The sequence below is a fragment of the Paracoccus limosus genome (assembly GCF_009711185.1).
Classification (GTDB): domain Bacteria; phylum Pseudomonadota; class Alphaproteobacteria; order Rhodobacterales; family Rhodobacteraceae; genus Paracoccus; species Paracoccus limosus.
The window spans coordinates 22,347-35,062 of sequence record NZ_WMIF01000008.1; the positions used below are offsets into that span (position 1 = coordinate 22,347).

The following is a 12,716-nucleotide window of genomic DNA, read 5'->3' on the forward strand; positions in this document are numbered from 1 at the left end:
ATCCGGATCCGGTCAGGGATAGATAAAGACCGGCACGCCCGGATTGACCATGGCAAAGATCTCTTCGATCTCGTTGTCATTCACTGCGATGCAGCCGGCGGTCCAGTCGGCCCGCTGTTTCGCCAGCATCTGCCCCTCGGGCCCAAGGCCGTGGATCATGATGTCGCCGCCGGGACGCAGGCCCATCTGGGCGGCATGGGCGATGTCCTTGGCCGACGGATAGGACACGCCAACCGACAGGTGGTAACGGCTGCGCGGGTTCTTGCGGTCGATGAAATACATCCCCTCGGGGGTGCGGCCATCGCCTTCGAACTGCTTGGCGCCGACCGGCTGGCTGCCGAGGTTGATGTGATAGCTGCGCACCACATCCTTGCCCGCCACCATATACATCCGCCGCTCGCCCTTCTTGACAACGATCTGGGTGACCGGCGGACCATTGTAGGTCTTGGCCGTGGAATTGGGGCGGCTGCTGTCGCCGCCGCCGCAGCTGGCCAGAATCCAAACGGAAATTACCGCGAGAAATGCGCGAATGACCCGTATCATCACTGCCCTCATGGTGCCTGAGCACGCGTTGGTTTTTTCTTTAAATACCACGAGGGTAAAGATTTCGCTAGCGTCGGCGAATTTCCGCCACGGTTTCGACATGCGGCGACCAGCGGAACTGGTCGATGATGAAAATCCGCACGATTGCCAGCCCGCCTTCGGCAAGGATCCGCGCATCCCTTGCGAAAGTGACCGGATCGCAGCTGACCCAGGCCAGCGTTCCCGCCTGCGAGCGGGCGATCTCGCGCGCCTGCGCCTCGGCCCCGGCGCGGGGCGGATCGATCACGATAGCGTGATGGTCCAGCTCGTCGGGCAGCAGCGGCCGCCGGGCCAAGTCGCGGATTTCAGTGGTGATTCGGCGCAGGCCCATGGCCTTGCGCGCCCCTGCCTGTAGCGCCTCCAGCGGTGCGGCAAGTCCCTCGACGGCATGGACCTCGGCCGTCTCGGCCAAGGGCAGGGAAAATGTGCCGCAGCCGGCGAACAGGTCCAGCACCCGCGTGGCATCGCCGACGATGCCGCGCACGGCCGAAAGCAGCGCCGCCTCGCCCTCGGCTGTGGCCTGCAGAAAGCCGCCGGGCGGCGGCACCACCTGCGCCCGACCCAGCGCCAAAGCTGGCGGCCGCCGGGTCAGCGATTGCGCATCCGCGCCCGTGCCCCAGCTGAGCCGCGCCAGATCGCCCTGTTCGGCCAGCCCCGCCAGCGTCGAGAATAGCCCGGCGTCCATCGGCTTGCCGCCGGTCACGGCCACATCCAGCCCTGCCTGGGTTTCGATCACCGCCAGCGACAGTTCGGCCGAACGCGAGGCGCCGGCGATGACCAGTTCGCGCAGGAACGGCAGCGCGTTCTGGATGCCTGGGCGCAGCACCTGACAATCGGCAATGTCCACGACGATATCCGAGGCGCGGGCATGAAAGCCCAGCAACGCGCCCTTTTTCGTGCGCCGCCCCGACAGCACCGCCCGCCGGCGCGAGCGCGGCGGCGAGACATGCACCCCGGCGACGGGCGCCTGCAAGCCCTGCGCCCGCAAGGCCTCGGCCACCACGCCGACCTTCCAGTCGCGCACGAATGCATCCGAGCCATGCATCAGCGTGCAGCCGCCGCAGCTGCGGTAATGCGGGCAGGGCGGGCGCACCCGGTCCGCCGAGGGTGTCAGGATGCGCGGGCTGGCGATGCGGCCTTCAACCGCCTCGCCCTCGATCACCTCGCCGGGCAGGGTCAGCGCGGCCAGCGCCCGCGCCTCGCCGGAAACGGCGACGCCGTCGCCCTTGCGGCCCAGCCGCTCGATCATCCAGTTCACTCGGCGGCCTCTGTCGTCTCGTCAGTGTCGTCGGTGCCAAGAAACCCGCCCGACTGGCGGTTCCAGTAGCGCGCATAGGTGCCGCCGCGGGCCAGCAGCTCGGCATGGCTGCCCTGTTCGACGATGCGGCCCGCCTCCAGCACGACGATGCGGTCGAGCTGGGCGATGGTGGATAGCCGGTGCGCGATGGCCAGCACCGTCTTGCCCTGCATGGCGCGGGTCAGCGCGTCCTGCACCTGCGCCTCGACCTCGCTGTCCAGCGCGCTGGTCGCCTCGTCCATGACGAGGATCGGCGCGTCCTTGAGCAGCGCACGGGCCAGCGCGATGCGCTGGCGCTGGCCGCCCGACAGTTTCACGCCGCGCTCGCCCAGATGCGCCTCATAGCCGCGCCGGCCCATATGGTCTTGCAGCGTCAGGATGAAATCATGCGCCTCGGCGGCCTTGGCGGCGGCGATGACCTGATCCTCGGTGGCATCGGGGCGGCCATACAGGATGTTGTCGCGCGCCGAGCGGTTGAACATCGCGGTTTCCTGCGTGACCATGGCGATATTGCGGCGCAGGCTTTCCTGCGTCACCGCGCGCACGTCATGACCGTCGATCCGCACCGCGCCGCTTTCGACGTCGTAAAGCCGCAAAAGCAGCGACACCATGGTCGACTTGCCTGCCCCCGAGGCGCCGACGATGCCCAGTTTCTCGCCCGGCGCGATATGCAGATCCAGATCGTGGATGCCGCCCGCGTCGCGGCCATAGGCGAAATCGACATGGTCAAAGTCGATGCTTCCCTGCGCGCGGCCCATGGCCAGCGCATCGGGCGCGTCGGTCAAAGCATGGGGCGGAGCCAGCGTCTTCATGCCGTCCTCGACCTCGCCGATGCTGCCCCAGACGCCCATCAGCGCCATGCTGACCCAGCCGGTCATCTGCGCCAGCCGCATCGAGATCGCACCGGCGGCCGCGATATCGCCCGCCGTCGCCAGCCCCTCGCGCCACAAAAGCAGCGTGCCGCCGATCAGCACCACCGGCAGCGCGCCGGCAACAAACATCAGCGAAAAGCGGAACCAGGTGCTGACGCGGCCGAAATCCAGCGCCCGTTCGCGAAAGCCCGCCATAGCGCCCAGAGCGACGTTTTCCTCGTGCTCGGCATGGGCGAACAGCTTGACGGTCTTGATATTGGTGATCGTGTCGACGACCTGCCCGGTGACCAGTGCCCGGGCCGAGGCACGGCTGGCCGAGCGCGTGCGGATGCGCGGCAGGAAAAAGCGGATCAGCACGACATAGCTGGCCAGCCAGACCAGCATGGCCACCGCGCCCCAGCCATCGACCGAGACCAGAAAGGCCGCCGAGCCAAGGATCGAGGCCAGCGCAAAGGCCACCACGTTGACGAATTCGGTCGCCACATCGGTTACGGCACGGGCGGTCTGGGTCTGCTTCTGCGCGATGCGCCCGGCGAAATCATTGTCGAAAAAGGTGACGGAATGGCCCATGGTCCAGCGGTGCAGCCGCGACAGCACCAGCGGGAACAGGTTCGGGCCGATGATCACCGACGAGCTGGCGGTGGACAGGCCAAAGATCGCCGGCCGCACCACAAGGAAAAAGATCACGAAACCGGCGATCAGCGCGCCCTTGTCGGCGATCAGCGTCTGCGGCGTCGTGCTGACCACGGCGTCGATGACCCAGCCCAGCAGCACGGCCGAGACGATATCGGCAATGCCGCTGAGCGCCGAGGCCAGCGCCGCCAGCCCCAGACCCGGCCATGCCCCCGACAGGCACCAGCGGAAAAAGGCCAGCAGGCTGCGCGGTGGCGGCCCTTCGGCGGGGCGAAAGGCGTCGATCAGGCGGGACAGGCGGTCATGCATCGTCATGGATATCCGGGTGACCCTGCGCGCGCAGGGCGATCTGGCGCAGATCCTGCGCGTTCAGGCAGAAATCGCTGTCGACAAAGGCGGTCTCGGCGCGTTTCAGCGCCTGACCCAGCGCCGGGCCGGCCAGTTCGGGCAGGTCGCGCGCCGCGATCGGCAGTTGGGCGGCGGCGCCGCGCGCCAGCGCGTGGCACCAGCCAAAGGGCGGCGCAATGCCGCGCGCGGCGCGGATCAGCACCGATTGCGCGGCGGTGATGCGGCCAAAGCGATAGGCGGCGGCGGGGCCGGACAGGTCCAGCGCCAGGGCGATCTGGTGCTGTTCGCGCGCCTCGTCACGCGACAGGCGCAGCGCCCCGGCGGCGTCATGGGCCGCCAGCAGCGCCAGCCGGCGCGGCCAGACCGGCAGCGCGCCGGTGCCGAAATCGCGCTCGGCCTCGATCAGCTCGGGCAGGTCGCCCGGATCGGCGCCGGGCAGGACCAGCGACAGCACGCCCGCCTCGGCCATCAGCGCCACCGCCTGCGCCGGATCGGGCGCGGCCAGCAGCTTGCGCATCTCATGCCCGATCCGCTCGCGCGAGATCTGCGCCAGCCCGTGGCGCAGCTCGGCGCAGGCGGCCAGCGCCTGCAGATCGGCGCCGCGGCCATACCATGCCAGAAAGCGGTAAAAGCGCAGGATGCGCAGGTAATCCTCGGTGATCCTTTCGCGGGCATCGCCGACGAAGCGCAGCCGGCGCGCCGCAAGGTCGGGCAAGCCGCCGACCGGGTCCAGCACCCGGCCCGAGGCATCGGCATAAAGCGCGTTCATGGTGAAATCGCGGCGGCGGGCGTCCTCGGCGATGTTGTCGGAAAAGGCCACGCTGGCGCGGCGGCCGTCGGTTTCGACATCGCGGCGAAAGGTGGTGACCTCATAGCCCGCGCCCTCGGCGACGACGGTGATCGTGCCGTGATCGATCCCGGTCGGCACGGCGCGCAGGCCGGCGGCCGTGGCCAGTCGCATGGTTTCATCGGGCGGGGCCGAGGTGGCGATGTCGATATCAGCCACCGGCTCGCCCAGAAGCGCGTTGCGCACCGCGCCCCCGACGACCAGCGCCTGATGTCCGGCCCCGGTCAGCACCGCCAGCACCCGGCCAAGCGCCGGGCTGTCGAGAAAGCCGCCCGAGATCCGGGCCGGCACCGCGCCGGTTGCCGGGGCGTCGAAGCGGGTGGCGGGATTGGCGGGCGGCGTCATGCGTTCAGGCGCAGCGCCAGCGCGTGCAGCACGCGCGCGGTCGCCCCCCAGATGTAATAGGGCCCCCATGGCGCGACGTAATAGGACCGCCAGGTGCCGCGCCAGCGCCGGCGCTCGATGCGGTAGCTGGCCGGGTCGGCGACATGGGCAAAGGGCACGCGGAACACCTCTTCGACCTCGCCCGCCTCGGTGACCGGGGTGAATTCGCCCCGGATCAGGCCCAGAACCGGGGTCATGGCGTAATTGGTCACGGTGCGATGCGCGGGCAGCGTGCCCAGAACCTCGACTTGCGCCGGGTCCAGCCCGACCTCCTCGCGGGCCTCGCGCAGGGCGGCGGCCACGGTATCGGCATCGGTCGGATCGACCTTGCCACCGGGCAGGGCGATCTGGCCGGGATGGTTGCGCAGGCTGGAGGCACGCTTGGTCAGCACCAGCCGCCCGGCGCTGTCAAAGGCTGCCAGCACCCCGGCAGGGCGCAGCTCGGCCGCGCCGGGGGCAAGATCGTCAAGATCGTAATCCGAGGAATCGGCCGCCGACGGCACCGACAGCGCCGCCAGCAGCCGGTCGCGCAGCAGGGATTGCGGTGCCGTCAGCATGTCGTCACCCGGCCGCGCGGGTTTCGGCGGCGCTGCCAGCCCCGGTCTTGGGCGGCAGCGGCTGGCCGTGTTCGTCCACGCTGGCCTCGAAGCCAAGGCTGCGCGGATCGAATTCGTAATGCGCGCCGCAGAACTGGCAATCGGCGGTGACGCGGCCGGCGGCGGTCGTCATGTGGACGATGTCCTTTTGCGAATAGATCGACAGCGTGCCGCGCACCTTGTCGGCGCTGCACGAGCAGCCGAATTCCAGCCGCTGGCGGTCAAAGGCGGCGGGTTCCTCTTCGTGGAATAGCCGGAACACCAGATTGGGCAGCGGCAGCGCCGGATCGACCAGCTCCATCGGCTCGACCGTGGCCATCAGCATGGTGGCGCGGGTCCAGTCCTCGGATTCGGCGCCTTGCAGGATGTCCGCGGTTTCCAGTTCGGCGCCGCCCTCGGTCTGGACATGGGGCTGGGCGGGCAGGGTCTGGATCATGATGCCGCCGGCGCGCCAGTGCTCGCCCGGCTGGCCGGGCAGGCGCGACTGGCCCACCGTCAGCTCGAACTGGGTCGGCAGCTGTTCGGATTGCTCGAAATAGGCCTGCGCGCAGGCCGCCAGCGAGCCGCCCGCCAGAGGCGTCAGGCCCTGATAGGGGGTCGTGCCCTCGCCCTGATCAATCAGCACGGCGAAATAGCCCTGACCGATCTGGTCAAAGGCGGGTTGATCGGCGCTGAGCCGTTCGGGGTCAAAGCTGGCCCAGGCCCGGATGCGGGCCGGCGCGCCCTCGGTTTCCGGGGCGTAGTAATCGGTGGCGATGGTGCGGATCGGGCCGCTGCCGCGCACCTGCAGCGAGAGCTTCCAGCGCAGCTTGATGGTCGGGCCGATCAGGGCGACCAGCGTCACCAGTTCGGCCACCATGGCGCTGACCGCGACCGGGTAGTCGTGCCGCGACAGGATATGTTCCAGGACCGGGCCGGTGCGGGCGACGCGGCCGCGCACGCCCGAGCGTTCGAGCTGGAACGGCAGCACGCTGTCGTCCCAGGAAATGTCCTTTGTCTGAGCCATGAGGGATCCTTTGGATTGGGGGGCGGCGGCCACGGGGGGCGCGCTTTGCATTCCAATATAGGCCATTGTGCGCAAAGCCCAAGGGGCGGCGCCCGGTGGCTGTGCCGGCAATGGGTATTTGAAAAATGGTGAATGGGCGCGGGCGGGTGCGGGCCGGTCAGAGCTGCGGCAGGAAGGCGCCGTTCAGCGCGCTGATATGGTCGTGGACGCGCTGGCCGGCGGGCGAGAGGGCCATGTCCTCGCGCCGCAGCATGAACCAGCTGCGCTGGATCGGCAGGCCGATGGCGCGGATCGTCACCAGCCGGCCCGAACGCAGTTCCTCGGTCACGGTATGGAGCGAAATGAAGGCGATGCCGAGCCCGGCGATCACCGCCTGCTTGATGGTTTCGTTCGTGCCCATTTCGACCATGCGCCAGGGCGTGCCTTCGCCGATGCGGTCCAGAAACCGGGTCATCAGGATGCGGGTGCCCGAGCCGGGTTCGCGCGCGAGGAAGGTTTCGGCCAGGAGATCCTGCGGCATGGCCGGGTCGGCCTCGGCCAGCGGGTGGCCGGGGCGCGCGATCAGCACATGCGGGTGCGGGCCGACGGGTTCGGCCACCACCGCCGGGCTGCGGGGCGGCCGGCCCATGATCGCGAGGTCGAGCGCGCGCGAGGCCAGCCATTGGATCACCGCGTCGCGGTTGCCGATGCGCAGCGTGACCTCGACCTCGGGCAGGGCCTGACGCAGATCGGCGACCAGCTGGGGGGCGAAATATTTCCCGGTCGAGACCACGCCCAGCGAGACATTGCCGGTATGGCCGCTTTGCAGCGCCGCGACCCGCCGCGCGCAGGATTCGAGTGCGACCGCGATCTGGGCCTCGGCCGCGAGCACGGCGCGGCCCTCATCCGTTGCGACGAAGGCGCCGTGTTCACCCCGGATCACCAGAGGCGCGGCCAGCAGGTCTTCGAGCGTGCGCAGCTGGCCATGCACCGCTGGCGGGCTGAGGCCAAGGTCGGCCGCCGCTGCGGTCAGCGAGCCGGCCTCGACCACGGCGCGCAGGCTGCGCAGCTGGCGCAGGGTGATGGCATCGATGCGCGACATTCGGAAAACCTGAATCTTGCTTCTGTTTTATTAAATGTTCCTGAAGGCGGGCCTCTGTCAACAAGGAACAGGGAAGCAAGGGAGGGGCGCGATGACCGCCGAGACAATCGACACCGGACGGATCCCGGCCGAGCTGCGCCCGCTGATGCAGGCGCTGGCCGGCGCGGGGGGCGCGCTGGAACGGATCATTCGCAGCGGCAGCGGCGAGCTGGGCGCCGCGGTCGGCACCAATGCCGGTGGCGACGGGCAAAAGGCGCTGGACGTGATGGCGGACGATCTGTTTCGCGATGCGCTGGCCGGGGCCGGGGTGCGCTGGTTTGCCAGCGAAGAACAGGACGACGCCATCGAGCTGGACCCGCAGGGGCGGCTGGCCGTCGCCATCGACCCGCTGGACGGCTCGTCCAACATTGACACCAATGTCTCGATCGGCACGATCTTTGCCGTCTTTCCCGCCGAGGCCAGCGCCGAGGCCAGCTTTCTGCGCCCGGTGCGCCAGCAGATCTGCGGCGGCTACATCATCTATGGTCCGCGCTGCGCGATGGTGGTGACCTTTGGCGATGGCGTGCAGCAATACGCCCTGGCCGCCGACGGGGTCTTTCGTCTGGTCGAAAGCCGGATGGTGCTGCCCGACTGTTCCTTCGAATTCGCGATCAATGCCTCGAATTACCGGCATTGGTCGCGGCCGATCCGGGCCTATATCGACGATTGTCTGGCCGGCATCGAAGGCCCGCGCGAGGCGAATTTCAACATGCGCTGGATCGCCAGTCTGGTGGCCGAAGCGCATCGCATCCTGACGCGGGGCGGCATCTTTCTGTATCCCGCCGATGCCCGCAAGGGCTATGAAAAGGGCCGGTTGCGCCTGCTTTACGAGGCGGCACCCATCGCCTTTCTGATCGAGCAGGCCGGCGGCGGCGCCAGCGACGCCAGCGAGGCCATTCTGGACCAGCGCATCACCAGCCTGCACCAGCGCACGCCGCTTGTCTTTGGCTCGGCCGAGAAGGTGGCCCGCGTCTCGGCCTATCACGACCTGCCCGAAACCGAGATTTCCGCCCTGTTCGGCCATCGCGGCCTGTTCCGCGCCTGAGGACAAGACCATGAGCAAGAAACACCCGATCATCTCTGTCACCGGCTCGTCTGGCGCGGGCACCACGACGATCAAGAACACCTTCGACCAGATCTTTCGCCGCGAGGGCATCAAGGCGGTCTCGATCGAGGGCGATGCCTTTCACCGCTTCGACCGCGCCGCGATGAAGGCCGAGCTGGCGCGCCGCACCGAGGCGGGCGACCATACCTTCAGCCATTTCAGCCTTGAGGCCAATGAGCTGAAGAAGCTGGAAGAGGTGATGCGCGCCTATGGCGAGACCGGCTCGGGCCAGACGCGGCACTATGTCCATGACGACCGCGAGGCCGAGAAATACGGCACGCCGCCGGGCACGTTCAGCGCATGGGCGCCCTTTGAGGACGGATCGGACCTGCTGTTCTATGAGGGCCTGCATGGTGCCGTCAAAACCGACGCCATCGACGTGGCCGGGCAGTCGGATCTGAAGATCGGCGTTGTGCCGGTGATCAATCTGGAATGGATCCAGAAGATCCACCGCGACAAGGCCAGCCGGGGCTATTCGACCGAGGCGGTGACCGATGTGATCCTGCGCCGGATGCATGCCTATGTGCATGTGATCTGCCCGCAATTCACCCAGACCGACATCAACTTCCAGCGCGTGCCGGTGGTCGACACCTCGAACCCGTTCATTACCCGCTGGATCCCGACGCTGGACGAAAGCCTGATCGTCATCCGCTTCAAGAACCCGCGCGGCATCGATTTTCCCTATCTGACCAACATGATCCAGGGCTCGTGGATGAGCCGGCCGAATTCCATCGTCATCCCGGGTCCCAAGATGGACCTGGCGATGCAGCTGATCCTGACGCCGATCATCCTGCGGATGGTCAGTGAATCAAAACGCGCCTGAGGGGGGCAGCGCCATGAACCAGATCACCCGGATTGACACCGATGCCGAGGCCGCGATGGCGACAGCCATTCGTGTGCTGGCGATGGATGCGGTCGAGGCCGCGAAGTCCGGCCATCCCGGCGCGCCGATGGGCATGGCCGATGTGGCGGCCGTGCTGTTCAACCGCTTCATCAAGATCGACCCGGCCGATGACAAATGGCCCGACCGCGACCGTTTCGTGATGTCGGCGGGGCATGGCAGCATGCTGGTCTATGCCGTCAACCACATGCTGGGTTACGACGACATGGACATGGACCAGCTGCGGAATTTCCGCCAGCTGGGGGCACGCACCGCAGGCCATCCGGAATACGGCCACGCCAAGGGCATCGAGACCACGACCGGCCCCTTGGGTCAGGGCATCACCACCGCCGTCGGCATGGCCCTGGCCGAGCGGATGATGAACGCCCGCTTTGGCGACGCGCTAGTCGATCACCACACCTATGTCATCTGCGGCGACGGTTGCCTGATGGAGGGCATCAGCCACGAGGCCATCGACTTTGCCGGCCATCAGCAGCTGGGCCGGCTGATCGTCTTGTGGGACGACAATGGCATCACCATCGACGGTCATACCGATCTGGCGACCGGCACCGACCAGATGGCGCGCTTTGACGCCTCGGGCTGGCATGTGCAGGCGGTGGACGGCCATGACCGCGAGGCGGTGGCCCGCGCTATTCAGGCGGCGCAAAGCGATGCCCGGCCGTCGATGATCGCCTGCAAGACGGTGATCGGATTTGGCGCGCCCTCGAAGCAGGGCAGCCATGACGTGCATGGCGCACCATTGGGCGCCGAGGAAATCGCAGCCGCCCGGCAGGGCTTTGGCTGGACCCATGCGCCCTTTGTGGTGCCACAACCGATCCTGACCTCGTGGCGCGCGGTCGCGGCGCGCGGGGCGGCGGCGCGGGCGGCGTGGCAGGAACGGCTGAATGCATCCCCTCTGAAAGCCCAGTTCACTGCCGCGCTGGCCGCGCCGGATGCCGGCAGATTGCGCCACGCCATGCGCGACTATTGCGCGAAACTGTCGGTGGAAAAGCCCAAGGTCGCCACCCGCAAGGCCAGCGAAATGGCGCTGGAGGTGGTCAATGCGGTGCTGCCGAATACCGTGGGCGGCAGCGCCGATCTGACCGGATCGAACCTGACGCGGACCAAGGGCATGGCCTCGGTCACGCCCGCCGATCGCTCGGGCCGCTACATCCATTACGGCATTCGCGAACATGGCATGGCCGCGATCATGAACGGCATCGCGCTGCACGGCGGGTTGATCCCCTATGGCGGGACGTTTCTGGCCTTTGCCGACTACTCCCGCCCCGCGATCCGTCTGGGCGCGCTGATGGGGGTGCCGGTCGTCCATGTGATGACGCATGACAGCATCGGGCTGGGCGAGGATGGCCCGACCCACCAGCCGGTCGAACAGGTGGCCAGCCTGCGCGCCATTCCGAACCTCTTGGTGTTCCGCCCCGCCGATGCGGTGGAAACCGCCGAGGCCTGGGAAATCGCGGTGACCGAGCCCACCACGCCGTCGGTCCTGTGCCTGTCGCGGCAGAACCTGCCCTTGCTGCGCATGGACGCGGGCGATGAGAACCTGAGCCGGCAGGGCGCCTATGTGCTGCGCGACACGCAGGGCGCGCGCGATGTGACGTTGATCGCCACCGGCTCCGAGGTCGAGATCGCGCTGGCCGCCGCCGATCTTCTGGCGCCGCAGGGCGTGCGTGCGGCGGTGGTCTCGGCCCCGTGTTTCGAGCTCTTCGCCGCCCGGCCCCAGGCCGAGCGCGAGCGGGTGCTGGGCCGCGCCCCGCGCATCGGCATCGAGGCGCTGATCCGGCAGGGCTGGGACGGGCTGTTCCTGCGCCCCGGCGACGGCTTCATCGGCATGACGGGCTTTGGCGCCTCGGCGCCGGCCCCCGCGCTTTACCGCCATTTCGGCATCACGGCGGAACGCGCCGCCGATCTGGCCAACCAGCTTATTCAGGGAGGAAAGTGATGGCACTGATCACGCTGAGGCAGCTTCTGGATCACGCCGCCGAACATGGCTATGGCGTGCCCGCCTTCAACATCAACAATATGGAGCAGGGGCTGGCCATCGTGAAGGCCGCAGCCGAGGTTGATGCCCCGGTCATTCTGCAGGCCTCGCGCGGGGCGCGGTCCTATGCCGGCGACATCATGCTGCGCCGCATGGTCGAGGCGCTGGCCGAGATGAACCCGACGATTCCGATCTGTCTGCATCAGGATCACGGCAACAATCTGGCCACCTGCATGTCGGCGATCCGCCATGGGTTCACATCGGTGATGATGGACGGCTCGCTGCTTGAGGATATGAAGACCCCGGCTGACTACGACTATAACGTCGCGGTCACCGCCAAGGTCAGCGAGGCGGCCCATGCCGTCGGCGCCTCGGTCGAGGGCGAACTGGGTGTGCTGGGATCCCTGGAAACCGGCGAGGCCGCGGCCGAGGATGGTTCGGGCGCCGAGGGCAAGCTGGACCACAGTCAGCTTCTGACCGACCCCGATCAGGCGGTGGATTTCGTCATGCGCACGCGCTGCGACGCGCTGGCGATTGCCTGCGGCACCTCGCATGGCGCCTATAAATTCACCCGCAAGCCCGATGGCGACATTCTGGCGATGCATGTGATCGAGGCGATCCACCAGCGCCTGCCCGGCACGCATCTGGTCATGCATGGATCATCCAGCGTCCCGCAGCATCTGCAAGACCTGATCAACCAGGCGGGCGGCGAGATGCCCCAGACCTATGGCGTTCCGGTCGAGGAGATTGAGCGCGGCATCCGCATGGGGGTGCGCAAGGTCAATATCGACACCGACTGCCGCATGGCGATGACCGGGCATTTCCGCAAGGTCGCGCAGGACAAACCCGAGGAATTCGATCCCCGGAAATTCATGATCCCCGCCATGAACGAGCTGACGGCGCTCTGCCGCGACCGTTTCGAGCGCTTTGGCACGGCGGGACATGCCAGCAAGATCCGCGTCATCGCGATGGACGAGATGGCGAAACGCTACGCGTCGGGGGCGTTGGACCCGGCCATCACCGGCGCCCGCGCCGCGTAAAAGGGAG

Annotated in this window: 11 protein-coding genes; 4 read left to right on the forward strand and 7 right to left on the reverse strand. The window is 67.9% G+C overall.

All coding sequences use genetic code 11. From position 1 onward, the window contains the following. Positions 1-12: 12 nt before the first annotated feature. From GL279_RS07490 to cbbR, 7 genes are all read right to left on the reverse strand, one after another. Positions 13-543 carry a L,D-transpeptidase family protein gene (locus GL279_RS07490; RefSeq protein WP_155064005.1) on the reverse strand — a complete coding sequence of 177 codons (531 nt, stop codon included), beginning with the start codon at positions 541-543 and terminating at the stop codon, positions 13-15. Positions 544-610: 67 nt separating this feature from the next. Then, positions 611-1,831 (reverse strand): class I SAM-dependent RNA methyltransferase, encoded by a 1,221-nt coding sequence (locus tag GL279_RS07495; protein ID WP_155064120.1) that lies wholly within the window; start codon positions 1,829-1,831, stop codon positions 611-613. A 5-nt stretch (positions 1,832-1,836) separates the two neighbouring features. Then, a complete protein-coding gene (locus GL279_RS07500; protein ID WP_155064121.1) occupies positions 1,837-3,693 on the reverse strand; it encodes an ABC transporter ATP-binding protein in 1,857 nt (618 codons plus the stop codon). After that, entirely contained in the window at positions 3,686-4,924 is a 1,239-nt protein-coding gene (locus GL279_RS07505) for a CCA tRNA nucleotidyltransferase (protein WP_155064006.1), read from the reverse strand. The genes GL279_RS07500 and GL279_RS07505 overlap by 8 nt, the downstream gene beginning before the upstream one ends. Then, positions 4,921-5,520 (reverse strand): CoA pyrophosphatase, encoded by a 600-nt coding sequence (locus tag GL279_RS07510; RefSeq protein WP_155064007.1) that lies wholly within the window; start codon positions 5,518-5,520, stop codon positions 4,921-4,923. Before GL279_RS07510 ends, GL279_RS07505 begins: the two co-directional genes overlap by 4 nt. 4 nt (positions 5,521-5,524) lie before the next feature. Continuing rightward, on the reverse strand, positions 5,525-6,565 hold the full coding sequence (hslO, locus tag GL279_RS07515; RefSeq protein ID WP_155064008.1) for an Hsp33 family molecular chaperone HslO: 1,041 nt from the start codon (positions 6,563-6,565) through the stop codon (positions 5,525-5,527). A gap of 157 nt (positions 6,566-6,722) precedes the next feature. Further along, positions 6,723-7,646 (reverse strand): LysR family regulator CbbR, encoded by a 924-nt coding sequence (cbbR, locus tag GL279_RS07520; RefSeq protein WP_155064009.1) that lies wholly within the window; start codon positions 7,644-7,646, stop codon positions 6,723-6,725. A gap of 91 nt (positions 7,647-7,737) precedes the next feature. On the opposite strand from cbbR, the gene GL279_RS07525 reads away from it, so the two are divergent. From GL279_RS07525 to fba, 4 genes are read left to right on the forward strand one after another with little or no spacing between them, the layout of a single operon-like run. Beyond that, positions 7,738-8,730: a class 1 fructose-bisphosphatase gene (locus tag GL279_RS07525; RefSeq protein ID WP_155064010.1), complete on the forward strand. Its 993-nt coding sequence runs from the start codon at positions 7,738-7,740 to the stop codon at positions 8,728-8,730. Positions 8,731-8,740: 10 nt separating this feature from the next. After that, positions 8,741-9,613 (forward strand): phosphoribulokinase, encoded by an 873-nt coding sequence (locus tag GL279_RS07530; protein ID WP_155064011.1) that lies wholly within the window; start codon positions 8,741-8,743, stop codon positions 9,611-9,613. A 13-nt stretch (positions 9,614-9,626) separates the two neighbouring features. After that, entirely contained in the window at positions 9,627-11,630 is a 2,004-nt protein-coding gene (tkt, locus tag GL279_RS07535; protein ID WP_155064012.1) for a transketolase, read from the forward strand. Beyond that, complete coding sequence (gene fba, locus GL279_RS07540; protein WP_155064013.1) at positions 11,630-12,709, forward strand: class II fructose-bisphosphate aldolase; 1,080 nt, start codon at positions 11,630-11,632, stop codon at positions 12,707-12,709. Before tkt ends, fba begins: the two co-directional genes overlap by 1 nt. The last annotated feature ends 7 nt before the right edge of the window (positions 12,710-12,716 follow it).

What these genes read in the sequence shown, in the direction of transcription:
- GL279_RS07490 (WP_155064005.1), bottom strand. Translation starts at nt 543, where the DNA reads ATGATACGGGTCATTCGCGCATTTCTCGCGGTAATTTCCGTTTGGATT.
- GL279_RS07495 (WP_155064120.1), bottom strand. Translation starts at nt 1,831, where the DNA reads ATGATCGAGCGGCTGGGCCGCAAGGGCGACGGCGTCGCCGTTTCCGGC.
- GL279_RS07500 (WP_155064121.1), bottom strand. Translation starts at nt 3,693, where the DNA reads ATGCATGACCGCCTGTCCCGCCTGATCGACGCCTTTCGCCCCGCCGAA.
- GL279_RS07505 (WP_155064006.1), bottom strand. Translation starts at nt 4,924, where the DNA reads ATGACGCCGCCCGCCAATCCCGCCACCCGCTTCGACGCCCCGGCAACC.
- GL279_RS07510 (WP_155064007.1), bottom strand. Translation starts at nt 5,520, where the DNA reads ATGCTGACGGCACCGCAATCCCTGCTGCGCGACCGGCTGCTGGCGGCG.
- hslO (WP_155064008.1), bottom strand. Translation starts at nt 6,565, where the DNA reads ATGGCTCAGACAAAGGACATTTCCTGGGACGACAGCGTGCTGCCGTTC.
- cbbR (WP_155064009.1), bottom strand. Translation starts at nt 7,646, where the DNA reads ATGTCGCGCATCGATGCCATCACCCTGCGCCAGCTGCGCAGCCTGCGC.
- GL279_RS07525 (WP_155064010.1), top strand. Translation starts at nt 7,738, where the DNA reads ATGACCGCCGAGACAATCGACACCGGACGGATCCCGGCCGAGCTGCGC.
- GL279_RS07530 (WP_155064011.1), top strand. Translation starts at nt 8,741, where the DNA reads ATGAGCAAGAAACACCCGATCATCTCTGTCACCGGCTCGTCTGGCGCG.
- tkt (WP_155064012.1), top strand. Translation starts at nt 9,627, where the DNA reads ATGAACCAGATCACCCGGATTGACACCGATGCCGAGGCCGCGATGGCG.
- fba (WP_155064013.1), top strand. Translation starts at nt 11,630, where the DNA reads ATGGCACTGATCACGCTGAGGCAGCTTCTGGATCACGCCGCCGAACAT.